This window comes from Thiopseudomonas alkaliphila (genome assembly GCF_001267175.1).
GTDB classification, from domain to species: domain Bacteria; phylum Pseudomonadota; class Gammaproteobacteria; order Pseudomonadales; family Pseudomonadaceae; genus Oblitimonas; species Oblitimonas alkaliphila.
Genome location: NZ_CP012358.1, coordinates 1,629,712 through 1,655,914 on the forward strand (window position 1 = coordinate 1,629,712; position 26,203 = coordinate 1,655,914).

Sequence of the window (26,203 nt, forward strand, 5' to 3'; positions counted from 1 at the left end):
ACCTAACGATAACCATAACAATAAAATTAAGAGGCGTAACATGACTACTATTGGGCATTTAATTAATGGCGTGATGATAGAAGATCACGCTCGGACCCAGGACGTTTATAACCCTTCCACAGGGCAAGTAAGTAAGCAAGTTGCACTGGCAAGTAAAGATACAGTTGAGCAAGCAATTGCGGCAGCAGCAGCAGCTTTCCCAGCTTGGCGCAATACTCCACCTTTAAAGCGAGCCCGTGTCATGTTTCGCTTTAAAGAATTACTTGAGCAAAATGCTGAGAAAATTACTGCCCTAATTGGCGAAGAGCATGGAAAAATTTCCCATGATGCAATGGGCGAATTACAACGTGGGATTGAAAACGTCGAATATGCCTGCGGTGTACCTGAATTACTTAAAGGTGAACATAGCCGTAACGTAGGGCCTGATGTTGACTCGTGGAGCGAGTTTCAACCTTTGGGCGTAGTGGCAGGCATTACTCCTTTCAACTTCCCGGCCATGGTTCCTTTATGGATGTTTCCCATGGCCATCGCCTGCGGCAACTGCTTTGTGTTAAAACCGTCTGAGCGTAATCCAACCTCAGCTCTTTTTATCGCTCAGTTATTACATGAAGCTGGCCTACCTGAAGGCGTACTAAACGTGGTCAACGGGGATAAAGAAGCTGTTGATACACTATTAGAAGATAAACGGGTCCAAGCGGTAAGCTTTGTTGGCTCAACACCTATTGCTGAGTACATCTACAAAACCGCAAGTGCGAATGGCAAGCGCTGCCAAGCATTAGGGGGCGCTAAAAACCACGCCATTATCATGCCCGATGCTGACATGGACAATGCAGTGAACCATTTATTGGGTGCCGCTTTTGGCTCTTCAGGTGAGCGCTGCATGGCCTTATCTGTCGCAGTTGCAGTTGGGCAAGAAACGGCAGATACATTAGTTGCTAAAATGCAGCAAGCTATGCAGCCACTCAAAGTCGGTGCTTACTCAGACAGTAGCAATGATTTTGGACCGCTGATCACTAAAGCTCATCAACAAAAAGTAATTGGCTACATTGATAGCGCTGAGCAACAAGGCGCCACCATCGTAGTTGATGGACGTCAGCCAAAGGTAGCAGGCTATGAAAATGGCTTCTTTGTTGGCGGTACCCTAATCGACAACGTCACGCCAGACATGACCAGTTATCAAGAAGAAATCTTTGGCCCAGTATTGCAAGTTGTGCGTGTCAACAGCATGCAAGAAGCTATGCAGCTGATCAATGATCATGAATACGGCAATGGAACCTGTATCTTTACCCGTGATGGTGAGGCTGCTCGTTACTTCTCGGATAACATTCAAGTGGGTATGGTTGGCATTAACGTGCCACTGCCAGTACCGGTTGCCTATCATAGTTTCGGAGGGTGGAAGCGCTCGTTATTTGGTGATTTATCGGCATATGGTCCTGATTCTGTACGTTTCTACACTCGCCGTAAAACCATTACCCAACGCTGGCCTTCAGCGAGCGTACGCGAAGGGGCGCAGTTCGCCTTTCCTTCTTAATTACGCCTTCAACTCCTCAGTTTGATTACTAAGGAGCTTTCCAACACTCAGGCGCAGCATTCAGCTGCGCCTGAGTCGTTTTAGGGACTAGTAATTTCCCATCAGCACTCTCAAGACACAGCTTCACAGGCTTTGAGCTCACAGACTCTTTATTACTCGACTTAATTTCACCTGCTACAGCAAAACTCGTCACCTACTTACCTATTAGCGACACTCTTTTCCAACTGCAAAAATTAGCGCTGAGGCAACCGCCAAGTTAAGTAACCGCTGAGCTACACAGATCAATTTAGAAAAAAACAACCTAAAGAATTCACCCATACCAAGACACAAGCAAAGCCCAAGTTGTAATTAATAGTTTTTTACCTTCATTCCCTCTAACAGCATCAGTATCCATAGCACTGCCCCTTATGGGTGAGTTTAATAAACATAGTTAATAAACCTATACGTTGATCCTGCTGTCTATCATTCAGGCGTAAAACAGTATCCAGCGCTAGACTTTATCAGTACCACAGTAGAATATTATTGTGGTACTAATCAATCCTGTAGAGATATATCTTGCAAGCTCTCTTTGAGAGCTTCAATAATCGCTCATATAATTAGTATGTCGTTCTTGTAATCTCTATAGTTATCTTATAGCGCTATTGTCAGCCGCAAACTTAAAACTAGTATTACTTCATAAATTTTATAGGAGCGAGGCAAAATATACGTTCAGCTTATTGAACCAATCCTCCACCGAACAAAAATAAAGTTCCCAAGAGCACCAAATATCTAAAAGAGTAAACTCTTATTAACATCACAGCTAGCGCTTAATGCTGAGACCAAAATCAGTCAACATGAAAAACTTTAAATATAAAAAAGCAGCACCAACTTACCGTCGGCGCTGCTTTTAGCTATAGCCAGTATTTAATTAATCAGCCTGTATAGCCCATTAATAGCTTAGGTAAGTATAAGGAAAGCTCAGGTACAAAGGTCACTAAAAACACCATAGGTAAGTGTCCCAAGCAAATAAACTTTAAAGTAGGCTTAATATACTTATCTAATGAAAGCTTACTTACCCCTCCTGCCATATACAGCATAGGCGCACAAGGAGGTGATATATTACCTAAACCTAAGTTCACACCGACCACTGCAGCAAAATGAATAGGATCAATTCCTAATTCATTAATAATGGGCAAGAAAATAATCGCTGCCAGCACACTGCCAGATATATCATCCACGATCATACCTATCACTAATAGCAGCAAGTTAATTAGCAGTAAGATGACGTATTTATTATCTGAAATTTGCAGTAATGCTTGAGCCAAGTCACGAGGTACTTGTTCTAAAATCATGGTACGACTCATGATAAACAAGAAGAACAAAACCGCCATAATTGACCCGGTCATTGTCACCGCACGAATGGTTACCTTGCCTAAGCTTTTACAGGTCATACCTTTATAAATAAATAACCCTACAGGTATTGAGTAAATCACTGCAATAGCCGCTGCTTCAGTGGGTGTAGCTACACCACTGTAAATGGCGCCTAAAATAATAATTGGCATTAATAAGGCAAAGCCTGCGTGATAGCCACTTACCACTACTTCTTTGGCTACCGCTTTAAAAGGTAACGGTGGATCAACCTTAATTTCAGTATTATTCCTTAAAAACCACATATTGAGTAAGCAATAAATGATTGTTAAGAGAACACCTGGAATAATAGTAGATAGAAAAGCAGCCCCAACCGAAATTCCACCAGTAATAGAAAATACAATCATTGGAATACTAGGTGGAATTAACAGAGCCAATACTGAAGAGCACGCAACCAAAGCGGTAGCATGGCCAGGCGGATAGCCCTCTTTAATCATCCGCGGAATCATGATTTGCCCTACCGCAGCAATGGCTGCAGAAGAACTCCCAGAAATCGCCCCAAATAATGCACAGGTCAGAACTGTAACGGCACCTAAACCACCCTTAATGCGTCCTACAAAGGCATTAACAAACTTGAGTAAGCGCTCAGAAATTCCGCCTTCTGCCATTAATAGTCCTGCATAGATAAACAATGGCAAGGCAATCAGGGCAAATCCACTGGCAGTTTTAAAGCCGTGGGGAATTAAAAATGAAATATCATTGCCGGTAGTAAAGGCAAACAGCATAGCCCCTATCCCAAAGGCAAATGCCACGGGCACCTCTAATAAAACCAGCGTGATAATCACAGCCATCGCAATTAGAAATAAAATCATTGCCCACCCTCCTGCACAGCCCCTACATGCGCCGCAGAAGAGCGTTTTTGCTCTAGCCTGAACTTACGTATTGTTAATCGTCGACTCAGATCACGAAACTCGTTAATAGCCTCCAATAAAAAATACCCAACCATCATGGCAAATCCTGCAATCATGCTGGCACTCCAAATCCCTCTAGGCCAACGCAGGCTTGGACTCACACGCCCTTTTACAATCTCATTCATGGCATAACTATAAGCAAAATAGCCAAAAATACAGGCGGCAAGCATGCAGATAATAGAACCAAAGAAACGGATATAAGCGACGTTTTGTGGATCTTTAATCACTAAGCTAACAATACCACCTCGAATATGTTCTCCCTCTCGAGTGGCATAGCCCATACCTAAAAAATAGATCCAAACAGCTAATAAAATCGAAGTTTCTTCGATACCATTAAACGAAGAGTCCATAAAGTAGCGCATAATCACTTGAGCAAAAACTAACCCTGCTAAGGATAAGCCTGCTAAGATCATTAAGCTGCAAAACAAGGCATTCAATACCTTTTCAAAGCGCATTAAATATTTATCTAACTTATTACGCGCTTGCTCAGGAATAGCATGAAGATGAGGAGGAATAGGATAAGCGCTTAAGTCTGGATCGTAATCATATATCTTAATTACACTTAGCGGTTTTTTTACAGGAATTGAATGACTATTACTCATGTCACTAACCTTACTTCTAGATACTAGGATAGATAACCGCTATAGCCAAATATAGCGGTTATACTGCACAGCAAATCAACGATGAAACTAATCTTCTAGCTCTGCTATTTCTCGCAAAACACCCATGATTTTTGATCCAAGGGCTTTTTCCATGAAAGGCCATTCGTGGGCATAGACTAGTTTTTTCGCTTGCGCATCCTGTTCAGGAGTCAGTTTTACAATCTTAACCCCTGATTTTTCCACTTTCTCTAAGAAGTTTGCATCTACTGCTTGAGCTTCATCCCAAACTTTAATCATGGTTTTTTCTGCTGCTGCAAATAACTTTTCTCGATCCTCATTAGAGAGCTTATTTAGCCAAGATTTATTAACCACCCAAAATGCGTGCTCAAAATAATCTTTAGTTAAAATATAAGATTCCACTACATCACGTATTAACCAAATATCCGATGGTGTTTGAATACCCGTAGCATCAATTGTACCTAGCTGTAAAGCGGTATAGAGTTCAGACAATGGAATAGGTACTGGATTAAATCCTAAGCTTTTAAAGCGCTCGATACCCACTTGAATTGCAGGCACACGGATTTTGATCCCTTTAGCATCTTGTGGAAAATTAACCGGCTCAGCTTTATTGCCTTTACGCATCGCAATAGAGCCAAATCCCGTAGGGATAATGCCGAGCACTGCTAAATCCATCTCCCCTAAGATCTCATTGTAAATATCAGTCATTTTTCCATTGGGGCCATAAGCCTTAAAAGCTTGATCCCAATCACTGACAATGTAGCTCATAAAGGTAAGGTCGAGTCTCGGATCAAACTCTGAAGAGCCAAAGCTCATAGTCATGTGCACTACGCCTTCCATGCTTTGCTCAAAAATCGAAGCCCAGTCGCCTAATGAACCTCCGGGGTGATAATCCACATTAATTTTTGCCCCATTATTTTTTAACTCATCCATAAAGGTAGCTGAGGTTAAGTGAAAAATGTGCTCCGAGGGAAAGGCATGTCCAAGCATTAGCTTTTCAGCAGCTTGCGTACTTTGTAAAGTGGGCAACATCAGCGAAGCCGCGAGTAGACAGGAACCAATCAATGGCTTGATCTTGAAATTCATCATTTGCAGAAACTCCGACATTATTATATTTGTGGTCAGTCCGCTTCTACAGTAAAGCCCATAGAGAGTTTGCTGTAGAGCCAATCTCAGTCTGTACGGTTGGTTACAACGATTAAACTTAAATTAAATTAAGTTAAGTTAAGCCCCTACTTAACAGTTCCAACCTAATATTTCCTTTCCGCCAAACCTTTAGCCCTAGTCCTATGGGCTTGAGCGCTATTGCTTGCTGCTACTGAATCTTCCACAAAGCCTACGCACCCTATACTATTTGCTAAGCGACTCACTGTTAGCAATACAGCTAATAGCGCTAATCCATTAAAAACAAATACCAATTTTTGACAGCACGCTCCCTTTTCTCTCAGCAGTATTTGCTCTACTCCTTCTTGTATGAAAACCTTAGAAAACGTACTCTAAGGCCTGACTATTTTCTAATCCAAGGCTTGCCCAGCACCATGGCTGTGACTTCCCATCCTCTCATTCGCTTAATCAAATTATTGCTGATTCTCACCTTAGTTGGTGGATTGGGGATGGCGAGTTTGGTCGGCTATGTTTGGTATTGTGCTCAAGAACGTAGTGTGCAACCGGCGCCCGCCACTATTGTGCTCGGCGCTGCGGCTTGGGGCGATAATCCATCGCCGGTGTTTAAAGAACGTATTCGCCATGCGGTGAACTTGTACCAAGCCGGTACCACGCAAAAATTGATCTTCACCGGCGGTACCTTACGCGCGGATATGGCCAGTGAAGGTGAAGTGGGCGCGCGCTGGGCGATTAAACAAGGTGTGGCAGCCAAAGATATCGCTTACGAAAAAACCTCCCGCGACACCTGGTATAACTTAAAAAATGCCCATGTTTTATTGCAACAAGAGCAGATTCACTCGGTGATTCTAGTCAGTGATTACTTTCATTTAGCCCGCGCAGGCATTATGGCCCGGGATCTTGGTTTAACAGTACAGCTTTCCCCCACCCCTAGCTCAAAATTTAATAGCTATTCCAAGGCTGATAAACTGAAGCTGTATCTAAAAGAAAGCTATTTAATTATTGGACATTTTGCGCGCAAATTAATCGAGCCAGACTTCTATCAAGCAGAATTACGCCCAATAGAAGTCCCCCGATAAGCTAGAGACTTAAGCGCAGCACATTCTGGCTATCCACAGGCGTAAGATCACGGTGCTCACCCAAGTTCAGCATGCCATGCTGCCGTAATTGCTCAGTCACAGACTCAATTACTGTCTCATCTAGGCCATAGTCACGCAAACGGGTCGCCACTCCTAAGGACTCAAAGAAATCACGGGTGTTAGCAATCGCTTGACTGATTCGTTGCTCAGGCGCGCCGTCTGTAATTCCCCACACTCGTTCAGCATACTGCAGCAACTTGCCCTGCTTTTGCTCACGACGATACTCCAACATGCTTGGCAATATGATGGCTAAGGTTTGCGCATGATCCAGTCCATATAGAGCCGTTAATTCATGCCCAATCATGTGGGTTGACCAGTCTTGTGGCACGCCTGCTCCAATCAGCCCATTCAGCGCTAAGGTAGCAGTCCACATCAGATTCGCCCGTAACTCATAATTCTCACGCTGTTGAATCGCTGGCAAGCCAATTTCGATCAGAGTTTGCAGCAGCCCTTCAGCAAAACGATCCTGTACTTTCGCTTGGGTTGGATAGGTTAAGTACTGCTCCATTACATGCACAAAAGCATCAACGACACCATTAGCTACCTGCTTATCCGGCAAGCTATAGGTTTTCGTTGGATCTAAAATCGAAAACTGGGGATACAGTAAATTGTTGCTAAATGAGCGCTTACTTTTCGTTTCTAGGTTAGTAATCACTCCGCCTCGATTCATTTCTGACCCCGTTGCAGGCAAAGTCAGCACGCTGGCAAAGGGCAATGCTTGAGTAATATTTTTACCGCCTTGCTGCAAAATATCCCATGGATTATCGCCAGCAAAACACGCAGCAGCGGCAACAAATTTTGTACCATCAATTACCGAGCCACCACCTACCGCCAGTAAGAAATCAATCTGCAATTGCTGTACTTGTGCTACTGCACGCATCAACGTTTGATAACTGGGATTGGGCTCAATGCCGCCAAATAAATGCAGCTCGTGCTGACTTAATGCTGCTTCGACTTCATCTAAGGTGCCATGTTGGCGGGCGCTATTTCCGCCATAGAGCACCATCACTTTAGCCCCAGTAGGCACTAAATGCGCCAGCTCACTGACCCGCCCTGCACCAAATACAATATGCGTCGGATTATAAAAGTTAAAGCTTTGCATCGGCGTGATGCCTCCATTATCTGGTTCGAGAATCTAGAATTATCTACACTTGGCCATACTGCTGACCATCTTTTAGCCAGCGATCCAGCAGCGGCTGAATAATCTCAGGATGGTGCTGTACCACCTGCTCGGCAGCAGCACGAGCTGAAGGCAATAAATAGTTATCACGCATTAAATCGGCAATTTTAAATTGCAGCAAGCCTGTTTGCCGAGTACCCAACATTTCGCCTGGTCCACGCAATTCAAGGTCTCGCTCAGCAATAACAAATCCATCATTGGTTTCTCGCATAATAGCTAACCGTTCACGCCCAATCTGCGACAAAGGCGTGTGATACAACAGCAAACAATGACTCGCCGTACTCCCACGCCCGACTCGTCCGCGTAACTGATGGAGCTGGGCTAAACCTAAACGCTCGGGATTTTCAATGATCATAAGGCTGGCATTTGGCACATCTACGCCCACTTCAATCACCGTAGTTGCCACTAACAATTGCAGCTCGCCGTCCTTAAATAGCTGCATGATCTCGGCTTTCTCGGCGGGTTTCATACGCCCATGAATAAGTCCCACACGCAGTCCAGCCAGTGCTAGGGTTAACTCTTCATAGGTAGTCTGTGCTGCTTGGCAAGTCAGCTCTTCTGACTCTTCAATCAAGGTACAAACCCAATAGGCTTGCCGCCCTGAGGTACAGGCCGCGCGCACTCGCTCGATAATTTCAGGCCGCCTACTCTCGCTAATCACCACCGTATTGACTGGGGTACGTCCAGGCGGCAATTCATCTAAGATTGAAGTATCTAAATCAGCATAAGCGCTCATCGCTAAAGTTCGTGGAATCGGAGTCGCCGTCATAATCAATTGGTGCGGACTGAGGCGGCCTTCTACTCCTTTTTCACGCAAGGCTAAGCGTTGCTGAACGCCAAAGCGATGCTGCTCATCAATAATGACTAATGCCAGATTTTTAAACTGCACTTCCGCTTGAAATAACGCATGAGTACCCACCACCATCGGGGCACCTTGGGCGATTTGCTGTAACGCACTACTGCGCGCTTTGCCTTTTAACTTACCCGCTAACCAAGCCACCTCAATTCCTAACGGCGTTAACCAACGGCTAAAATTAAGAAAATGCTGCTCCGCCAAAATCTCGGTCGGTGCCATCAATGCCACTTGGTAACCAGCTTCTAATGCTTGCAAAGCAGCCAAGGCGGCGACCACGGTTTTGCCTGCACCCACATCGCCTTGCACTAAACGCAGCATCGGTAACGGCTGCGATAAATCATAGGCAATTTCTTGTCCTACTCGCTGCTGCGCCGCCGTAGGTGCAAAACCTAGATTTGCTAAAAATTGCTGGGGCAGTTGCCGCGCCAAGAGCAACGCAGGCGCTGCCTGAGCACGCATCTGTTCACGCAGTTTTTGTAGTGATAATTGATGGGTCAAAATCTCCTCAAAGGCCAAGCGCTGCTGTGACCAATGCGCGCCTTCGGCTAGCTGCTCTAAATCGGCATCTGGTGGAGGCTGATGTAGATAGCGAATCGCCTCAACTAATCCGCCAAGTTTCAGCGTTTGCCGTAAGGCAACAGGCAACCAGTCAGGTAAATTATGCTCACTTAATAAGCCCAGTGCCTGCTCAGCAAACCCACGTAATCTAGCTTGAGTTAAACCTTCGGTGGCTGGATAAATTGCAGTTAACGTTTGCTCAATAGGTGGTGCTAGCCCTGTTGTTTGAGTGCGATATTCAGGATGATAAAGCTCTAGTCCTGAAGCCCCGGGGCGCACTTCACCATAACAGCGCACTAAGCTGCCAGCTTTAAAACTTTCTTTTTGGGCAAAACTAAAATGAAAAAAACGCAAACTAATGGCGCCACTGCCATCTTGTAAACGTACAATCAAACTACGCCGCCGGCCCATAACAACATCAGCCGCCATTACTTGCCCTTCAATCACCGCATCCTGACCTGGGCGCAAAGCCCCTATTGGAGTGATTCGGGTACGATCCTGATAACGTAACGGCAAATGAAATAGCACATCTTGGATGCTTTCAATGCCGACTTTTTTTAACTTTTCGGCCATGGCTGCCCCCACACCCTTTAAGGTGGTAACGGGGGTATGGGTTAATAACATCGTCATGGGCGCAGTCTCTAATAGCTACCTTTAACTCAGGATTTCGCTAGCTAAACTTTGAGTACAGTTTTCAATCGCATTGGCTAGCATGTCAATTGCTTTGGGTCGTGGGAAACTGGCACGCCATGCAATCGCCACGGTACGAGTTGGCGCAGGGTCAGCTAAAGGACGCACAGCCAACACGCCTGGCGCATAGTGATGACTTTTCACTGCAGACTGCGGCAATACCGAAACCCCCAAACCAGAGGCCACCATATGGCGAATGGTCTCTAAGGAGTTTGCTTCAACCGTAGTGTACTTATTCAGATCGGCCTCTTGCATTACCGTTGGGCATGCCTCTAACACCTGATCGCGAAAACAATGCCCTTCACCTAACAGCAATAAACTTTTACTGTTCAACAGCTCGCTGGGAATCGTCTGCTTTTTAGTCCAGGCATGGTCCGCTGGCATCAGCACATAAAAAGGTTCTTCATACAGAGCCTTGGTCAAAATATCCGCATCTTGAAATGGCAACGCAATAATAATCGCATCAAGTTCACCATTACGCAGCTTGTCACGCAGCACATGGGTAAAGTTCTCTTCTATATATAACGGCATCTCTGGTGCTTCTTGATGCAAACTAGGCACCAGTCGCGGAAACAAATAAGGGCCAATAGTATAAATTGCCCCTACCCGCAGAGGCGCAGCCAACTGATTTTTTCCTGCTTGCGCCAGCTCCTTAACCATTTGCGCTTGCTCTAATACTTTTTGCGCTTGGGTTACGATGCCTTCACCGACTGGAGTGACCCGCACCGCGTTTTTGCTGCGCTCAAAGATTAAAACACCCAACTCACTCTCTAACTTTTTCACCCCTACCGATAAGGTTGGCTGGCTCACATGGCAACGTTCTGCAGCGCGACCAAAATGCTGCTCTTGCGCCAAGGTTACAATGTAGCGGAGTTCAGTTAGAGTCATTAGCGCGTTTCCTGTGAAATAAGTATCTGCATAATTTTACTGGTTTTTTTCCTACATATTAAATGAGTTAACTATGAGCACTCACCCAAGCATCATTATTGTCGGCTGTGGCGATATTGGTTCGCGTGTGGCCAAGCGATTATTAGCCGAGCAGTGGACTGTCTATGGTTTACGACAAACAATCGATCAACTGCCAACTGGCGTGATTCCAATTCAAGCTGATTTAACCCAAGCCCAGTGTCCCAGCCAATGGCCAGATCAGGCTATAGACTACGTGCTTTACAGCGCTGCTGCCAAACAACACACCGAGTCTGGCTATCAAGCGGCTTATCTAACCGGTTTGCAGCATGTCTGTCAGTGGTTAACTGCACACCAACAACAGCCCAAACGGTTACTCTTTACTTCAAGTACTGCAGTATATGCTCAACAAGATCATCAATGGCTAGATGAGGACTCGCCAACCGAACCCACGCGCTGGAGTGGAAAAATCATGCTCCAAGCCGAGCAGTTAGTATTGAACAGCCCCTTTGCTGCTACTTGCATTAGGCTAGCCGGTATTTACGGACCTGGTCGACAGCGTTTAATCCAACAAGTACAGCAAGGCGCTACCGCTGCCCCTACTCAAGTGTTCACTAATCGAATTCATGCTGAAGATGCCGCCCAGCTCATTACTCATTTACTCAAAACCCAACACGCTGGTACAACCTTAGCCCATTGTTACCTAGGCGTGGATAACGCGCCCAGCGAGTTAGTTGAGGTGATTAACTGGTTACGCCAACAGCTGCAAATTAACCGACAGTCATCGGAGCTTATCCTACGCCGCGCAGGTAGTAAGCGTTGTAGTAATGCACGAGCACGGGCCTTGGGCTGGCAGCCAATCTATCCCAGCTACCAAGAAGGCTATCGTGCACTGCTAAAGGCAGGAAATTAAACCGCTGTATCGCATGCTTAGCAGTCACCTCAATGTGGTTCCACCACTACCCAGCACGCGGTAACAGTTATGGTGTAGAAAAGTAACACTTTTTAGCCGCAGTCACTCACGCTACTTTCAATAAAAACATAAGCCATTGTTTATTAACGATTTATTTTTTATGGCACGTTAACTGCTTTAGTATTTGTACAACAATAACAACAAGCACTACCCCTAATAACAATAAAACGTAACGACTCGAACACAACAACAATAATAAGTAAGAGCCGCAGCTAACTGATTTTTTTGGAGAAGGTTAAATAATAATACAACAAGCAAACAGTCCGATTTGATGAAGAGAACAACAAAAACTGCTAAAGCAGCTGCCAACATCAATGACTACCTGTTGCTGACCCGCTTCCAAAGCAATCCGTTTGCTATTCGCTTGAGATTTTCAAGCACCCTAACAGCAAAATAACAACAACAAAGCTGCAATAAAAATAACAAACAACCAGAACCTAAAAGGGGAAGCTTAAGCTTCCCTTTTGTTCATTAGGCTGTTACTTACTTGGCTTAAATATTTTCTCTGGGCTCATTTTACTCCAAGGTAACCCCGAGTTCTGCCAACCATTTTTGAGACGAAAACCTTTCTGTTCACCTTGTTTAATCGCATCCCCCTGAAAGCCATGCTCAACAAAGCGCGCATTACTTAAGCCAGCCTCTTGCAATAACTTCGCGCTAGGCTCACCCCGTTCACTGCCTGAACGGCACATGGTGATCACCTCAGTGGTTTCCGGTAAGCCCCGCTGTTTAAGCGCAGCCTTTACTTGCTCGACAAATTGCTCATTGCGCGACATTTTAAAAATCCCACGCTCTGCATTCCACTGGTTACGATCTACCAATAGAAAAGGAATATTAATGTCTGCAGCATCAGTGGCGCCAACAAACATAATCTCTACCGGATCACGCACATCAACCAATAAGACTGGGCGCTCTGTTTGCTGAGTTTTGGCGTAAGCATCTACCGCAGAAATGGCCAGCTCACTGGCCATCGCACCTACTGAAGCAAAGCTGATCAAGGTGGCTAATACTAGTTTTTTCATGGTCATTCCTTATTTTCAAAGACAGTACAGCACGAAGTATAGCAGCTTAGCCAGATACCCCCATGGGTAGCTACTCACCCGTGAAGACGGGTAACCACTCTAATTGCATTAAAGTTTGTGCCGAGAATACCAAGACCGCAAATAGCAAAATAAAACCAATCATCCACTGGCCGCCAAATACTCGGTAGTTAGCTTCGCTAAATCTTTTACGACTCGCCCGTACTAATAATGCCGGCACCAAAGCCGCCCAAATTGCAGCCATTAAACCAGCATAACCAATCACTTTGACAAAACCGGTTGGAAATAATAAACAGGCTAATAATGGAGGTAAGAAAGTAACTGCTGCGGCTTTTAAGCGGCCACTGGCATCATCACTAAATTTAAACAGGTCTCGAATATAATCAAATAAACCCAAAGTCACGCCTAAAAATGAGCTAGCAATCGCCATGTAGGCAAATGCATTGAGTACTTGGCTAATGTGCTCAGTAGCGATATAGCGCGACAAGGCTTTGAGCAGCACGGTAACATCACCGCCTTCTGCAATCACCGGCGCAAACGCCGCACGGGGTAAATTGCCCTGGACTGCAACCTGCCATAATAAATACATAGCTAAAGCCAAAAAAGTGCCCACTAGTAGACTGCGAGTGACTTTCTTAGCATCTTTTTTATAGTAACTGACCAAGCTCGGCACATTACCATGGTAGCCAAATGAAGCTAGACAAACTGGGAGTGCGCTCCATGCATACAGCCAAAAATTACCTGACTGTATACTGCTTGCATCAAATAGCACCTCTGGTTTTGCGCTGCCTAGCATCGAGCCTGTAGACCAGAAAAAACTGATCAACATACCGCCCAATAAGATGGTAGAAAAACGATCAACCACCTTGGTCGATAGCCAAACCGAAGTGGCTAGTACCACTAAAAAAAGAACCGAGCCCCATTCTCTAGCCACACTTAAAGACGGCTGTCCTGCGACACTGAGCAATGAGTTAATAGAGTCTTGGGTTAATCCACCACCGACAAAAATATAAGCATAGGTCAAAATATACAAAACAAATGCAACCGACAGCCCGGTGATAATATTCCACGCAGGTCCCAGCAAATCTTTAACAATAGTATGGAAGCTGGCTCCAACAGGGTAATGTAAGTTGGCCTCAAGCAGCATCAAACCCGAGACATACATACAAAACCAGGTGTAGATTAAAATAGCAATTGAACCTAAAAACCATACGCCCGACATCGCCGTCGGATTTGCCAACATGCCAGCACCAATTGCGGTGCCAGCAATAATCATCGCTCCCCCTACAATCGAAGGCGCACGCTGGGGCGCTACTGTATTACTCATAGTATTTACTCTGTAATCAAGACTGCCTGCATCATACAGCAATCTCACAAAAGCCCTAGATTTCACCCCCGCTTCGAAACAAATTTATAAAGTCTTAGTCTTAGTCTTAGGCCCACTGCAACTACTAAAAACAACATTTTTTTCACATCCACTAGGTTACGCTGACCAGCGTTTTACTCGTTGCTCCATTTTTTCTTAACCACTCCAGGATCTTGTATGCCCACTACAGAAAAACCGCTGATTAGCTTGCTCTCCCATCTACGCTTTTTAGTCGGCAGTCTTATTCTTTTACTGTTACTTTTCACTGCGCTACGCGGTCTGTTACTAGCTTACAACCATGAAATGATGGGTAACACGGAAGCTACACACTTTCTTGAAGCTTTTTTCAACGGTTTACGTTTTGATTTACGGGTGAGCATCTATTTATTGTTGCCGTTATTTTTAGCGCTACTCTATGCCCCCTGGCGTAACTTTAGGCACTTGATGCTTGCCTGGCTGGTTGCTAGTAGTAGCCTAAGCGGTTTACTGGGCATTATTGAGTTGGATTTTTATCGCGAATTTCACCAGCGGCTCAATAGCATTGTTTTTCAGTACTTAAACGAAGACCCGAGCACGGTAATTAGCATGCTCTGGCATGGTTTCCCTGTGATTAAGCTGCTCTTAGCTTGGCTACTGCTCAGTGGGCTGTGTTATCTGGCATTTTCCAGTCTCGAGCAGCGCACTCGTCAGTTTAGTGCTCACCCTACAGCAACGGGAATCACCGAGTACGCAGTATTTGGCTTATGCTTGATATTGGCGGTAGTAGCTGCGCGCGGCACCTTGCGCCAAGGCCCGCCGCTACGCTGGGGCGATGCTTATACCACGCCGGCTATGTTTGCTAATCACCTTGGACTTAATCCAGTACTTAGCCTCTATACTGCAGCCAAAACCACTTACTCGGCACACCGAGAAAATATTTGGCCAAATAGCCTCGATTCACAGCAGGCCACCGAAATCACCCGTCAGCTGATCTTAACTGCCAATGATCAGTTGATCGATGCCGACTCAGCAGCCCTGCGCCGGGTCTTTACTCCAGCGCCTAACACCCAGCTGCCGATCAAAAATGTCGTGGTGATTCTGATGGAAAGTTTTGCTGGGCGCTATGTTGGAGCCTTAGGCAGCGCTGAGCAAATCACCCCCTATTTCGATCAACTGAGCCAAGAAGGTTTGCTATTTACCCAGTTTTTCTCCAACGGCACCCATACCCACCAAGGGATGTTTGCCAGCATGGCTTGTTTTCCAAACCTGCCAGCGTTTGAGTATTTGATGCAAAGCCCTGAGGGCGGCCATGATTTTTCAGGCCTACCACAGTTACTTAGCAGCCAAGGTTACCAAGATACTTATGTCTATAACGGTGATTTTGCTTGGGATAATCAGCAAGGATTTTTTAGCAACCAAGGCATGACTCATTTTATTGGCCGCAATGACTATATCAATCCAGTGGTATCTGACCCGACCTGGGGTGTATCTGATCAAGATATGTTCCAACGCGCAGTACAAGAATTGAACCAGCTGCAAGGCCCTAAACCTTTTTATGCTCTCTTACAAACGCTTTCCAACCACACGCCTTACGCGTTACCAGAGCAACTGCCAATTACCCCTGTGACCGGTCATGGCAGCTTAGATCAACACCTAACCGCCATGCGCTATTCTGACTGGGCATTAGGACAATTTTTTGAGCAAGCCAAACAACAGCCGTGGTATCAAGACACCTTATTTGTGGTGCTAGGTGACCATGGTTTTGGTACGCCAGAATCACTCACCGATATGGACCTCTATCGCTTTCACGTGCCGATGCTACTGCTCGCCCCAGGAATTCAAGAAAAATTTGGCACAACTAATGCAATTACTGCCACCCAAGTTGATATGGTACCGACCATCATCGGCCGCTTCGGGCAATCGGTGCAGCATCAGTGCTGGGGCCGAGACTTACTCAGTCTGCCCAAAGATGATCCAGGCATTGGCATGATCAAACCCTCTGGCAGTGATCAAACCGTGGCGCTGATCCAAGGCGATAAAATCTTAGTACAAGCCAAAGGCGTGCCCGCTAGGCCTTGGTCATTTACCTTAGGTGCTCAAGCCCAGCAACAATTACTTGAGTCAAGCGCCGAAGATGCCGCCATGGGCCAAGCGTTATCTGCCTATATTCAAACCGCAACCCAAAGCCTGCTGGAAAACACCACTGGCGTTCGACATAAAGACTAAACATTGTTCGGCCGTTCTCTGCAGGCGGCTATGCTAAACTGGCCGCCTGCACTTTATCTTGTCTTATGAGTTTGTTATGTCGACGCCTTGGATTGACGGCCACGGCCGCACCATCAGTTACTTACGTTTATCGCTGACCGATCGCTGTGATCTGCGCTGCGTCTACTGTATGGCCGAAGATATGCAATTTATACCCCGCCATCAAACCCTTTCACTGGATGAAATTTATCGCCTCTGCCAGATTTTTGTTAGCCAAGGTACCCGTAAAATACGCTTCACCGGTGGCGAACCATTAATTTACCCCTCACTGCTTGAGCTCTGTAAAAAAGTCAGCGCGCTACCTGGCTTGTCTGAATTAGTACTCACTACCAATGGTGCACGGCTAGCAGCACTAGCTAAGCCGTTACAACAAGCCGGTGTTAAACGCCTGAATATCAGTTTAGATACCCTTAAGCCCGAGCGTTTTCGAAAAATGACCCGAATTGGTAAGCTCGATCACACCTTGGCCGGAATCAAAGCGGCCCAAGCCGCTGGCTTTACTCAAATCAAACTCAATAGTGTGATTTTACACGGGCAAAATGATGATGAAATCATTGATTTAGTTAGTTTTGCCACTGAACAACAGGTAGATATTACCTTTATTGAAGAAATGCCTTTAGGCGATGTCGGGCGTGATCGGAGCCTAAACTTATTTACCAACGATCAAGTTCACGACTTGATCAAACAACACTGGTCGATCGCGCCTTGCACTGCGAACTCAGGTGGACCTGCCCGTTATTTTGAACTGCCAGATCACCCTGCTACTCGCGTAGGCTTTATTTCCCCGCACAGCCATAATTTCTGCACCACCTGTAATCGTGTCCGTCTCACCGCAGAAGGCCAACTGTTGCTGTGCCTTGGCCATGAAAATGCTATTGATCTACGCCACCTACTACGCACCCACCCAACAGATAATCAACCCATTATTGATGCAATCCAACACGGCTTACTTAATAAGCCGTTAAAGCATGACTTTAAAACAGACGGCGACATTGCTGTCATTCGTTTTATGAATGCCAGCGGCGGTTAGTCCAATCTTTTCTTACTGTTTTTGCTGCAAATAAGTGCTCATTTATTGGCCTAGCTCAGTGTTTTCTGCTTGTTTATCGATCATCGTTATAGCCTAATAGTTATAACGCTTTTGCCAAGATATTCTAAAGCCATTATTTCTACAGCCTTTAAAACCAGGTGCTTAATATGTTAAATAAACGCATAACTTCATTACTGGCTGCGGCTATTTTTGCAGCCTCAGGCAGTGCAGCTGTTGCCGGTGAAATTACAGTTTCTGCTGCTGCCAGCTTAACCAACGCATTTAAAGAGTTAGCTGAACAGTTTGAAGCGCAGCACCCCGACACCAAAGTACAGCTTAACTTTGCTGGCTCAGGCGCCCTGCTGCAGCAAATGGCTAAAGGTGCACCAGTAGATGTATTTGCTTCCGCTGACCAAGAAACCATGGATCAAGCTGAGCAACAAAATCTATTGGCCAAAGAAACTCGACAAGACTTTGTACGCAACAGTTTAGTCGTGATTACCCCTGCCGACAGTCCGCTTACCCTGAACACGCTGGCTGATTTAGAAGCCAGTACGGTGCAACGGATCGCCATCAGCAACCCTGCAAGTGTTCCGGTCGGTCGTTATACCCAGCAAGCGTTAAGCAAAAGCCAACAGTGGGACGCTTTACAAACCAAAGTTATTAACACCCAAAACGTTCGTCAATCACTGGATTATGTGGCGCGCGATGAAGTAGATACTGGCTTTGTTTACGCCACCGACGCGGCCATTATGGCGGATAAAGTAAAAGTGCAATTTGAAGTGCCGCTGGATGTAGTCATTAGCTACCCAATTGCCGTTACCAAAGAAGGGGCCGAAAAAACTGAAAGTCAGCAATTTGTTGATTTTATCTTTACCCCGGAAAGCCAGAAAGTTTTAAGCAAATACGGCTTTAGCCAACCTTAAGCATGGACGCTGTTTGGATTGCGCTCAGCCTGTCGCTAAAGGTCGCTGGCTGGGCTACTGCCTTAAATCTAATGTTAGGCATTGCCGTGGGATTTTTTTTGGCTCGAGTTAGATTTCCTGGCCGTGACTTAATCGACACGCTGCTAACCCTTCCTATGGTCATGCCACCCACGGTGCTGGGCTATTATTTACTGGTGCTGATTGGCCGCAAAAGTACTTTCGGCGCTTGGCTATACGATAGTTTTGGAGTCAATTTAATTTTCACTTGGCAAGGAGCCGTTATTGCCGCCACCATCGTCTCCTTCCCCTTGGTATTTAAACCTGCGCGAGCGGCCTTTGAGGCAGTGGATCCGCAATTAGAGCAAGCTGCTCGGGTATTAGGTGTATCTGAGTGGGCGGTATTTTTCCGCGTTACCCTACCGCTTGCTTGGCGCGGCATTATGGCCGGATTACTGCTAGCCTTTGCTAGAGCTTTAGGTGAGTTTGGCGCCACGCTTATGGTCGCTGGCAGCATTCCAGGTAAGACCCAAACTTTATCCATTGCCATTTATGAAGCCGTGCAAGCCGGACAAGATGCTACCGCTAATCTATTAGTACTGATCACTTCAATCGTTTGCATCTGCATTTTGCTGGGTGCTGGACGCTTAGCCCCAGGACGAGTATCGAGCCGCTAATATGCTAGATTTATCACTACACAAAACAATGCGTTCTGGTAAGCGGCAGTTTCAACTAGCGCTCGACTACCAAAGCCACAGTAATCGCTTAGTGATTTTTGGTCCCTCAGGCTCTGGCAAAAGCTTAACTCTTCGAATGATCGCCGGTTTACTGCAGCCAGATCATGGGTATATTCGAGTCAATCAGCGCACTTTATTTTCCAGTGCTGAGGCAATTAATTTAACCCCCCAGCAGCGGCAAATGGCTTTTTTATTTCAGGATTATGCACTCTTTCCACACTTAACCGTGCGGCAAAATATCGGCTTTGGGTTGCGCTCGGGGTGGCTTAACCCTAGGCGGCACATCGCTGATCCGGCGATTGATTACTGGCTCAACTCCTTTGCTTTAGTGGATTTGCAGCATCAACTACCAAGCGAGTTATCAGGTGGTCAACGGCAACGCACAGCACTGGCTCGGGCGTTAGTGGCTCAACCAAAAGCGTTATTGCTGGATGAGCCTTTTGCCGCGCTTGATCCTGGGTTGCGGGTGCATATGCGTCAAGAACTTGATGAGTTACAACAACGCTTACAGGTACCAATGATTTTAATTACCCATGACGAGGCAGACGTTAAGGTCTTTGGGCAAGAGGTGCTGTATTTAAAAGAAGGGGCTATTGATCAGCCTCTGATGCTAAACAATAGCCCCAAACCCACGTCCTTGTGACTGATGAAATCAATCAACAATCAGTGTCTAAAACTTAGTTTTTTGCTTTGCAGGTATTAATTTTTAATAAGGTGTACAACGGGCAATTACCAATCAGCCCCATAATTAACGGAATCACACCTAAATAGCCCCACGCGCCAATCGTACTGCTAATACTCAAACCTATCAGTACCAGCCCTAAAATAATCCGCGCGGCACGATCTAAAAACCCCATATTGCACTTCATAGCTGTCTCTCCTAACGCCTAGTGGCGAACAACTTTGCTTAAAAATATACCCCCTATAGTATTCAAAGATTAATAAAAAAGCCAGCTCAATTGAGCTGGCTTTACTAATCCTAACGCAATCGATCCGATTGCTGAGTGCTAATTAATAGCTACTATCGACTTCCTGTACCTTACCGCCACGCGATAAAAACTCTTCCATAGCCAATGCTAAGGCGTCACGCTCTTTCTTTTTAGTTTCTACAGAAGGTAAGGCATCCTCACTTACCGCTGCAGTTTTTTTAGCGCGTTTTGGTGTGACCACTTCATCGGCATCATCTTCGCCTAGATCGCCCAAGTCATCCCCATCATCTACTGAGTCGTCTAGGTCATCTAGCGGCTCAATTTCATCGCTTTCTTCTACTTCGTCTACTTCTAAATCATCTTGATCTAATTCATCATCAAGCATGCCTACAACCTCGAACCGTTATTACAAAAAATAGCTAGAAATTACTTACCAGCCCTAGGCCAAAGCGACTTCACTGATAAATAATTTGGCGCATTCTAGTACCTGTTTCAAAAAATAACCACGCTTAAATTCAGGAAAAAATTTATTCGCTTTTTTCCCAAGAAAAAGCCCATTTAGTGAGCAACTAAATGGGCTGTTGTAAAGCGCTATTCTAGATTTAAGCCGCTTTTTTACTCAGAGCAATCGCTTTATTGCGCCGCTCTTCAGCGCGCCGAGTAAAGAACCAAGCAATAAAGGTCGCCATCGAAACAAACAGCAAAATTAAGCTAGCAATTGCGTTAATCTCTGGCTTAACTCCCATGCGTACCGCTGAATAAATCTCCATTGGCAAGGTGGTTGAACCCGGACCTGCCACAAAGCTGGCTAATACCAAGTCATCTAGCGATAAAGCAAACGACATCATCGCCCCAGCCGCTAATGAAGGCGCAATCATCGGCACAGTAATCAAAAAGAATACTTTCCAAGGACGAGCACCTAAGTCCATCGCTGCTTCTTCTAGAGAATGATCCACTTCACGCAAACGCGTTGAGACAATAATCGCCACATACGCTGTACAGAAAGTGGTGTGAGCAATCCAGATGGTTACGACACCGCGCTCTGCTGGCCAACCAATCAGTTGCGCCATAGCGACAAATAGCAATAACAGCGATAAACCAGTAATCACTTCAGGCATTACCAAAGGGGCTGTCACCATGCCACCAAATAGCGTACGGCCTTTAAAGTGCTTAATCCGAGTTAAAACTAAGGCTGCCAAAGTACCTAAAGCGGTTGCTGCAATCGCTGTATAGCTCGCCACTTCCAGTGAGCGCCCTACGGCACTCATCAGCTGAGTATTATCTAATAAGCCTTCATACCACTTGGTTGACCAACCACCCCACACCGTGACTAAACGTGAAGCGTTAAAGGAGTAGATCACCAATACGATCATCGGCACATAGATAAACATTAAGCCGAAAAATAGCATCATGCTGGAGAAGCTAAAACGTCTCATGCTTTACCCTCCATTTCCCGTGCTTGGTTTCGGTTAAACAAGATAATTGGCACAATTAATAGCAATAGCATAATCACCGCTAGCGCTGAAGCTACCGGCCAGTCGCGGTTATTAAAGAACTCTTGCCAGAGCACTTTACCAATCATCAGGGTTTCAGGGCCGCCCAGTAATTCGGGGATCACAAACTCACCCACCACTGGAATAAATACCAACATACAGCCAGCAATAATCCCACTCTTAGATAAAGGTACGGTAATTCGCCAAAAGCGCGTCAAGCGGCCAGCCCCTAAGTCGGCTGCTGCTTCAAGTAGCGAGTTATCGTGCTTCACTAAGTTGGCATATAACGGCAACACCATAAAGGGTAGATAGGAATACACAATCCCGATATACACCGCGATATTGGTGTTAAGAATAGTTAAAGGCTCGTTAATCAGACCCAACCAGAGCAAAAAATTATTCAGCAAGCCATTTTTGCCCAAGATTCCCATCCAGGCATACACCCGAATCAGCAAAGCAGTCCAGGTCGGCATCATCACCAATAACAGCAACACCGCTTGGGTTGAGGGTTTGGTTTTCGTAATGGCATGCGCCATCGGGTAACCCACCAACAAGCACAGCAAGGTGCTAACCAAGGCAATTTTTAACGAGCCCAAATACGCCGCAATGTACATTTTGTCTTCGCTAAGCAAGGTGTAGTTAGCAAAGTTGAGCATAATCGTCAGTTGCTCATCCGCCCATTCCAGCAAGCTGGTATAGGGTGGAATCGCCACATCAGCTTCGGCAAAACTAATTTTGAAGACAATAACAAAGGGCAAAAGAAAAAATAACAGCATCCAGAAAAAGGGAACGCCGATTACCAGATGCTGACCTTTAGGCTTAAAACGCCCAAAAAAGTCACGCATAGTCATGATTGAAATACCACGCCGCTGTCATCAACCCAATGGACATAAACCTGATCGTCCCAAGTAGGACGCTTCACGTTTCGCTCAGAGTTTGCCATAAAGGCTTGGGCAATCATGCCCGATGGCAACTCAACGTAATACACCGAGTGTCCACCCAAATAAGCAATATCGTGTACCGTTGCCTTGGACCAGTTGTAGTCTGCGTGCTCTAAATCTTCAGGAAACTCATGACTTAACAGCAGTTTTTCTGGTCGTAAGGCAAAGGTTACCCGTTTGTTTTCTGCCCGCGAGGAAATACCACGACCAATATAGATCGGCCGCTCAAGTTGTGGGCAGACCACGATGGCGTGGTCTGCATCATCCGCCACAATCTCACCATCAAACAGGTTCACACTACCAATAAATTCGCATACAAAACGACTGTTAGGCGTTTCGTAAATATCCATGGGCGAGCCCACTTGCTCAATCCAGCCCTGACTCATGATGGCAATACGCTCAGCCATAGTCATGGCTTCTTCTTGATCGTGAGTCACCATCACACAAGTCACACCCACTCGCTCAATGATCTCAACTAACTCCAGTTGCATTTGCGAGCGTAGTTTTTTATCCAACGCGCCCATCGGCTCATCGAGTAATAGCAGTTTAGGCCGCTTGGCCAAAGAGCGAGCTAACGCCACTCGTTGCCGTTGCCCACCGGATAACTGATGCGGCTTACGTTTCGCATATTGAGTCATATGCACCAGACGCAACATCTCGTCGACGCGCTCGGCAATCTCTTCTTTAGGCAACTTATCTTGCTTCAGGCCGAAGGCAATATTTTGCTCCACCGTCATATGCGGAAATAACGCATAGGATTGAAACATCATATTAATTGGACGTTCGTGGGGCGGCATGTCGGTAATGTCTTCACCGTCAAGAAAAATGCGACCCTCAGATGGCGTTTCAAATCCGGCCAACATGCGTAATAAGGTCGATTTACCCGAGCCAGATCCACCGAGCAAGGCAAAGATCTCGCCTTTATTAATTTTCAACGAAACGGTATCTACCGCAAGGGTATCGCCAAAGTACTTGCTGACTTTTTCAACATTAACTAATACATCTTTGGGCTTTTGTAAGTTAGCGAGGGCCTTTTTGTAAGCCCCAGAAGGAATCGCCATAGCTCACTCCTGAACAAGAGTAGGCGCCCCACAGAACGCGGGGCTAGAGAAGATTATTTACCAGACTTAAAACGAGTCCAGTGACGAGTTTTAACCCGCTGCACTTTAGCAGGCAATTGTTGCGAGACGTACATACGATCTAAGACTTCTTGCGGCGGATAAATACTTTTATCCTCTAAAATCTCTTGCTCCATGTACTGCTTAGCTTCGGTATTGGGGTTAGCATAACCGACAAATTCCGTAATCCCCGCAATGACTTCAGGATCTAACACATAGTTAATAAACTGGTGCGCTTCATCCACATTGGTCGCATCCGCAGGAATAGCCAGCATATCAAACCACAGGTTGCCGCCTTCTTTTGGAATAGCATAGGCCACCTTCACGCCATTATTGGCTTCAACTGCACGATCTGCAGCTTGCATCACATCGCCAGAGAAACCAGCTGCAACACAAATATTGCCATTAGCTAGGTCTGAAACGTAGCGTGAGGAGTGAAAGTAAGTCACGTAAGGACGTACTTCTAACAGTTTATCCACAGCTTTCTCATAGTCTGCAGCTTTATGGCTGTTAGGATCTAAACCTAAGTATTGCAACATCGGAGGCAGCATTTCATCGGCTGAATCAAGGAAAGACACGCCACAGGTGGCCAGTTTTTCCATATTTTCCGGTTCAAATAGTACTGCCCACGAATCAATTTTATCGACGCCTAAAACTTCTTTCACTTTATCGACGTTATAGCCAATTCCATTGGTGCCCCATAAATAAGGAACCGCATGGAGATTGTCAGGATCATTCACCGATACTTGCTTGAGCAGTGCCGTATCTAAGTTTTTCCAATTAGGTAACTTAGAACGATCTAAGGCCTGAAACGCACCAGCCTTAATTTGCTGACCTAAGAAATGATCTGATGGTCCTACCACATCGTAACCTGATCGACCCGCTAACAACTTACCCTCAAGGGCTTCGTTGGAATCGAACACGTCATAAACAACGTTAACTCCCGTTTGTTCTGTAAAGCTGCTTAAAGCTTCCTTAGAAATATAGTCAGACCAGTTGTAAACCCGCACCTCCGCAGCTGAAGCTGCACCCGCTAGTGTTACAACACCCGTTACTACAGCGCTAAGTGCTGCGCGATACATCATTTTTTGCAATACCTGAGTCCTCGCTGTTACTCACTTGGCAATTTTTTGCCTACTAATAAAAAAGCTGTCGCCCCGAAAGAAGCGACAGCCTTGGGAGCACTGTAATTACTTACCCGATTTAATTTTCGTCCAGCTACGCGTCATCGCACGTTGCACTTTTGACGGTAAATCAGGGAAAGTGTACAGTTTTTTCATCACTTCGTCTGAGGGATAAATGCCCGGATCTTGACGAATTTTATCATTAACTAACTCTGTTGCAGGTACGTTCGCATTAGGAAACTGCAAATAGTTGGTTAAATCTGCGGTTACTTGTGGCTCTAATAAATAGTTAATAAAAGCATGGGCTTCATCAACATTATGCGCATCGGCTGGAATACCAATCATGTCAAAGAAAGTACCCGCCCCCTCTTTAGGAATTTTATAACCTAAGTGCGTACCGTTATTTGCCTCTTCTGCACGCGACTTACTCTGATATAAGTCACCTGAGTAACCCATGGCCACACAAATATTGCCACTGGCTAAGTCGGAAATGTACTTAGATGAGTGGAAATAGGTAACGTAAGGACGAATGCTCAGCATTAACTCTTCAGCTTGCTTTAAATCTTCAGCCTTTTGGCTATCAGGTGGTAAGCCTAGGTAATACAAAGCAGCCGGTAAAATTTCAGTTGGCGAGTCTAAAATAGCCACCCCGCACTCTTTTAATTTGCTGATATTTTCTGGCTTAAAGATGGCATCCCAAGAGCCAATAATCTCTTCGGAATTATCGCCTAACGCTACTTTTACCTTATCAATGTTGTAGCCAAGCCCAATGGTGCCCCATAAATAAGGGATCGAATATTGGTTACCTGGGTCATTCAACTCTAAAGTTTTCAGCAAGTCTTTGTTCAGGTTGTCCCAATTTGGCAGCTTACTCTTATCAAGCTTTTGATAAGCACCAGCTTTGATTTGCTTAGATAGAAATGGGTTAGACGGAGCCACGATATCGTAGCCTGAGCCGCCAGCTAATAACTTAGCTTCTAATACTTCGTTGGTGTCATACACATCAAACACTACCTTGATTCCGCTTTGCTTTTCAAAGTTTGGAATAGTGGTTGGTGCGGTGTAATCAGACCATTGGTACACGTGTAATACACGTCCGTCCTGTGCCGCTTGCGCTGCTGCCGAAATGGCCATGCCTAAAGCGGCAACAAGCAAGCTTTTATTCATTTTTTTCACGCGCATAGCTCCTATTTGATTAGGGTTTATAAGGCTTGCAGGGGCATAAAAATCAAGCAATCCCCCTGTAATAAGGTGCGCAGTCTCGCAGCGTCTGCGCCTACACTCAAGATGCAAAATAGTTATTTCTGCAAACAACCTAAAATAAATCCAAATAAGGCTTAAGATGACTATAAAAATGCGAAATTG

At 45.6% G+C, this 26,203-nt stretch carries 23 protein-coding genes; 8 read left to right on the forward strand and 15 right to left on the reverse strand.

The features are described 5' to 3' along the window. Positions 1-40 precede the first annotated feature (40 nt). Positions 41-1,531, forward strand: coding sequence for a CoA-acylating methylmalonate-semialdehyde dehydrogenase (locus tag AKN87_RS07855; protein ID WP_053103064.1), 1,491 nt, complete (start codon positions 41-43; stop codon positions 1,529-1,531). A 911-nt stretch (positions 1,532-2,442) separates the two neighbouring features. On the opposite strand, the gene AKN87_RS07860 is transcribed toward AKN87_RS07855, so the two are convergent. From AKN87_RS07860 to dctP, 3 genes are all read right to left on the reverse strand, one after another. Then, the gene (locus AKN87_RS07860; protein ID WP_053103065.1) at positions 2,443-3,750 is read right to left on the reverse strand and encodes a TRAP transporter large permease; all 1,308 of its coding nucleotides are present in this window, start codon (positions 3,748-3,750) and stop codon (positions 2,443-2,445) included. Then, on the reverse strand, positions 3,747-4,451 hold the full coding sequence (locus tag AKN87_RS07865; RefSeq protein ID WP_080995536.1) for a TRAP transporter small permease: 705 nt from the start codon (positions 4,449-4,451) through the stop codon (positions 3,747-3,749). The genes AKN87_RS07860 and AKN87_RS07865 overlap by 4 nt, the downstream gene beginning before the upstream one ends. A gap of 87 nt (positions 4,452-4,538) precedes the next feature. After that, positions 4,539-5,558, reverse strand: a complete 1,020-nt coding sequence (gene dctP, locus AKN87_RS07870) for a TRAP transporter substrate-binding protein DctP (protein WP_053103066.1) — start codon at positions 5,556-5,558, stop codon at positions 4,539-4,541. Between the two features lie 449 nt (positions 5,559-6,007). Between dctP and AKN87_RS07875 the strand changes: the two genes are divergently transcribed. Then, positions 6,008-6,670, forward strand: a complete 663-nt coding sequence (locus tag AKN87_RS07875) for a YdcF family protein (RefSeq protein ID WP_053103067.1) — start codon at positions 6,008-6,010, stop codon at positions 6,668-6,670. Between the two features lies 1 nt (position 6,671). Here AKN87_RS07875 and AKN87_RS07880 read toward each other — a convergent pair whose 3' ends face one another. Genes AKN87_RS07880 through AKN87_RS07890 form a run of 3 tightly spaced genes read right to left on the reverse strand, consistent with a single transcriptional unit; the run spans position 6,672 to position 10,902 of the window. After that, a complete protein-coding gene (locus AKN87_RS07880) occupies positions 6,672-7,832 on the reverse strand; it encodes an iron-containing alcohol dehydrogenase (RefSeq protein WP_053103068.1) in 1,161 nt (386 codons plus the stop codon). 43 nt (positions 7,833-7,875) lie between these two features. Continuing rightward, a complete protein-coding gene (recG, locus tag AKN87_RS07885) occupies positions 7,876-9,948 on the reverse strand; it encodes an ATP-dependent DNA helicase RecG (protein ID WP_408033280.1) in 2,073 nt (690 codons plus the stop codon). Positions 9,949-9,978: 30 nt separating this feature from the next. Further along, positions 9,979-10,902, reverse strand: a complete 924-nt coding sequence (locus tag AKN87_RS07890; RefSeq protein ID WP_053103070.1) for a hydrogen peroxide-inducible genes activator — start codon at positions 10,900-10,902, stop codon at positions 9,979-9,981. 73 nt (positions 10,903-10,975) lie between these two features. Between AKN87_RS07890 and AKN87_RS07895 the strand changes: the two genes are divergently transcribed. Beyond that, the gene (locus AKN87_RS07895; RefSeq protein WP_053103071.1) at positions 10,976-11,833 is read left to right on the forward strand and encodes an NAD-dependent epimerase/dehydratase family protein; all 858 of its coding nucleotides are present in this window, start codon (positions 10,976-10,978) and stop codon (positions 11,831-11,833) included. 539 nt (positions 11,834-12,372) lie between these two features. On the opposite strand, the gene AKN87_RS07900 is transcribed toward AKN87_RS07895, so the two are convergent. Together AKN87_RS07900 and AKN87_RS07905 are read right to left on the reverse strand one after the other, a co-directional pair. Then, positions 12,373-12,915 carry a rhodanese-like domain-containing protein gene (locus AKN87_RS07900; RefSeq protein WP_053100607.1) on the reverse strand — a complete coding sequence of 181 codons (543 nt, stop codon included), beginning with the start codon at positions 12,913-12,915 and terminating at the stop codon, positions 12,373-12,375. A 70-nt stretch (positions 12,916-12,985) separates the two neighbouring features. Next, positions 12,986-14,260 carry an aromatic amino acid transporter gene (locus AKN87_RS07905; protein ID WP_053103072.1) on the reverse strand — a complete coding sequence of 425 codons (1,275 nt, stop codon included), beginning with the start codon at positions 14,258-14,260 and terminating at the stop codon, positions 12,986-12,988. 216 nt (positions 14,261-14,476) lie between these two features. Here AKN87_RS07905 and AKN87_RS07910 point away from each other — a divergent pair, with 216 nt between their 5' ends. From AKN87_RS07910 to AKN87_RS07930, 5 genes are all read left to right on the forward strand, one after another. Further along, complete coding sequence (locus AKN87_RS07910) at positions 14,477-16,504, forward strand: LTA synthase family protein (protein ID WP_053103073.1); 2,028 nt, start codon at positions 14,477-14,479, stop codon at positions 16,502-16,504. 76 nt (positions 16,505-16,580) lie between these two features. Beyond that, positions 16,581-17,573, forward strand: coding sequence for a GTP 3',8-cyclase MoaA (gene moaA, locus AKN87_RS07915; protein WP_053103074.1), 993 nt, complete (start codon positions 16,581-16,583; stop codon positions 17,571-17,573). 167 nt (positions 17,574-17,740) lie between these two features. Then, positions 17,741-18,499 (forward strand): molybdate ABC transporter substrate-binding protein, encoded by a 759-nt coding sequence (gene modA / locus AKN87_RS07920; RefSeq protein WP_053103075.1) that lies wholly within the window; start codon positions 17,741-17,743, stop codon positions 18,497-18,499. 2 nt (positions 18,500-18,501) lie between these two features. After that, on the forward strand, positions 18,502-19,173 hold the full coding sequence (modB, locus tag AKN87_RS07925) for a molybdate ABC transporter permease subunit (RefSeq protein ID WP_053103076.1): 672 nt from the start codon (positions 18,502-18,504) through the stop codon (positions 19,171-19,173). Position 19,174: 1 nt separating this feature from the next. Next, positions 19,175-19,876, forward strand: a complete 702-nt coding sequence (locus tag AKN87_RS07930) for an ABC transporter ATP-binding protein (RefSeq protein ID WP_053103077.1) — start codon at positions 19,175-19,177, stop codon at positions 19,874-19,876. Between the two features lie 34 nt (positions 19,877-19,910). On the opposite strand, the gene AKN87_RS07935 is transcribed toward AKN87_RS07930, so the two are convergent. From AKN87_RS07935 to AKN87_RS07965, 7 genes are all read right to left on the reverse strand, one after another. Then, a complete protein-coding gene (locus AKN87_RS07935) occupies positions 19,911-20,102 on the reverse strand; it encodes a YgaP family membrane protein (RefSeq protein WP_053103078.1) in 192 nt (63 codons plus the stop codon). Between the two features lie 142 nt (positions 20,103-20,244). Next, positions 20,245-20,547, reverse strand: coding sequence for a hypothetical protein (locus tag AKN87_RS07940; protein WP_053103079.1), 303 nt, complete (start codon positions 20,545-20,547; stop codon positions 20,245-20,247). A 217-nt stretch (positions 20,548-20,764) separates the two neighbouring features. Next, on the reverse strand, positions 20,765-21,598 hold the full coding sequence (locus AKN87_RS07945) for an ABC transporter permease subunit (RefSeq protein ID WP_053103080.1): 834 nt from the start codon (positions 21,596-21,598) through the stop codon (positions 20,765-20,767). Further along, positions 21,595-22,506, reverse strand: coding sequence for an ABC transporter permease subunit (locus AKN87_RS07950; RefSeq protein WP_373332115.1), 912 nt, complete (start codon positions 22,504-22,506; stop codon positions 21,595-21,597). The genes AKN87_RS07945 and AKN87_RS07950 overlap by 4 nt, the downstream gene beginning before the upstream one ends. Continuing rightward, the gene (locus AKN87_RS07955) at positions 22,503-23,657 is read right to left on the reverse strand and encodes an ABC transporter ATP-binding protein (protein WP_053100613.1); all 1,155 of its coding nucleotides are present in this window, start codon (positions 23,655-23,657) and stop codon (positions 22,503-22,505) included. Before AKN87_RS07955 ends, AKN87_RS07950 begins: the two co-directional genes overlap by 4 nt. A gap of 53 nt (positions 23,658-23,710) precedes the next feature. Further along, the gene (locus tag AKN87_RS07960) at positions 23,711-24,796 is read right to left on the reverse strand and encodes a polyamine ABC transporter substrate-binding protein (RefSeq protein WP_053103654.1); all 1,086 of its coding nucleotides are present in this window, start codon (positions 24,794-24,796) and stop codon (positions 23,711-23,713) included. Positions 24,797-24,904: 108 nt separating this feature from the next. Next, positions 24,905-26,020, reverse strand: a complete 1,116-nt coding sequence (locus AKN87_RS07965) for a polyamine ABC transporter substrate-binding protein (RefSeq protein ID WP_053103081.1) — start codon at positions 26,018-26,020, stop codon at positions 24,905-24,907. Between the last annotated feature and the right edge of the window lie 183 nt (positions 26,021-26,203).

What these genes read in the sequence shown, in the direction of transcription:
- AKN87_RS07855 (WP_053103064.1), top strand. Translation starts at nt 41, where the DNA reads ATGACTACTATTGGGCATTTAATTAATGGCGTGATGATAGAAGATCAC.
- AKN87_RS07860 (WP_053103065.1), bottom strand. Translation starts at nt 3,750, where the DNA reads ATGATTTTATTTCTAATTGCGATGGCTGTGATTATCACGCTGGTTTTA.
- AKN87_RS07865 (WP_080995536.1), bottom strand. Translation starts at nt 4,451, where the DNA reads ATGAGTAATAGTCATTCAATTCCTGTAAAAAAACCGCTAAGTGTAATT.
- dctP (WP_053103066.1), bottom strand. Translation starts at nt 5,558, where the DNA reads ATGATGAATTTCAAGATCAAGCCATTGATTGGTTCCTGTCTACTCGCG.
- AKN87_RS07875 (WP_053103067.1), top strand. Translation starts at nt 6,008, where the DNA reads ATGGCTGTGACTTCCCATCCTCTCATTCGCTTAATCAAATTATTGCTG.
- AKN87_RS07880 (WP_053103068.1), bottom strand. Translation starts at nt 7,832, where the DNA reads ATGCAAAGCTTTAACTTTTATAATCCGACGCATATTGTATTTGGTGCA.
- recG (WP_408033280.1), bottom strand. Translation starts at nt 9,948, where the DNA reads ATGTTATTAACCCATACCCCCGTTACCACCTTAAAGGGTGTGGGGGCA.
- AKN87_RS07890 (WP_053103070.1), bottom strand. Translation starts at nt 10,902, where the DNA reads ATGACTCTAACTGAACTCCGCTACATTGTAACCTTGGCGCAAGAGCAG.
- AKN87_RS07895 (WP_053103071.1), top strand. Translation starts at nt 10,976, where the DNA reads ATGAGCACTCACCCAAGCATCATTATTGTCGGCTGTGGCGATATTGGT.
- AKN87_RS07900 (WP_053100607.1), bottom strand. Translation starts at nt 12,915, where the DNA reads ATGAAAAAACTAGTATTAGCCACCTTGATCAGCTTTGCTTCAGTAGGT.
- AKN87_RS07905 (WP_053103072.1), bottom strand. Translation starts at nt 14,260, where the DNA reads ATGAGTAATACAGTAGCGCCCCAGCGTGCGCCTTCGATTGTAGGGGGA.
- AKN87_RS07910 (WP_053103073.1), top strand. Translation starts at nt 14,477, where the DNA reads ATGCCCACTACAGAAAAACCGCTGATTAGCTTGCTCTCCCATCTACGC.
- moaA (WP_053103074.1), top strand. Translation starts at nt 16,581, where the DNA reads ATGTCGACGCCTTGGATTGACGGCCACGGCCGCACCATCAGTTACTTA.
- modA (WP_053103075.1), top strand. Translation starts at nt 17,741, where the DNA reads ATGTTAAATAAACGCATAACTTCATTACTGGCTGCGGCTATTTTTGCA.
- modB (WP_053103076.1), top strand. Translation starts at nt 18,502, where the DNA reads ATGGACGCTGTTTGGATTGCGCTCAGCCTGTCGCTAAAGGTCGCTGGC.
- AKN87_RS07930 (WP_053103077.1), top strand. Translation starts at nt 19,175, where the DNA reads ATGCTAGATTTATCACTACACAAAACAATGCGTTCTGGTAAGCGGCAG.
- AKN87_RS07935 (WP_053103078.1), bottom strand. Translation starts at nt 20,102, where the DNA reads ATGAAGTGCAATATGGGGTTTTTAGATCGTGCCGCGCGGATTATTTTA.
- AKN87_RS07940 (WP_053103079.1), bottom strand. Translation starts at nt 20,547, where the DNA reads ATGCTTGATGATGAATTAGATCAAGATGATTTAGAAGTAGACGAAGTA.
- AKN87_RS07945 (WP_053103080.1), bottom strand. Translation starts at nt 21,598, where the DNA reads ATGAGACGTTTTAGCTTCTCCAGCATGATGCTATTTTTCGGCTTAATG.
- AKN87_RS07950 (WP_373332115.1), bottom strand. Translation starts at nt 22,506, where the DNA reads ATGACTATGCGTGACTTTTTTGGGCGTTTTAAGCCTAAAGGTCAGCAT.
- AKN87_RS07955 (WP_053100613.1), bottom strand. Translation starts at nt 23,657, where the DNA reads ATGGCGATTCCTTCTGGGGCTTACAAAAAGGCCCTCGCTAACTTACAA.
- AKN87_RS07960 (WP_053103654.1), bottom strand. Translation starts at nt 24,796, where the DNA reads ATGTATCGCGCAGCACTTAGCGCTGTAGTAACGGGTGTTGTAACACTA.
- AKN87_RS07965 (WP_053103081.1), bottom strand. Translation starts at nt 26,020, where the DNA reads ATGCGCGTGAAAAAAATGAATAAAAGCTTGCTTGTTGCCGCTTTAGGC.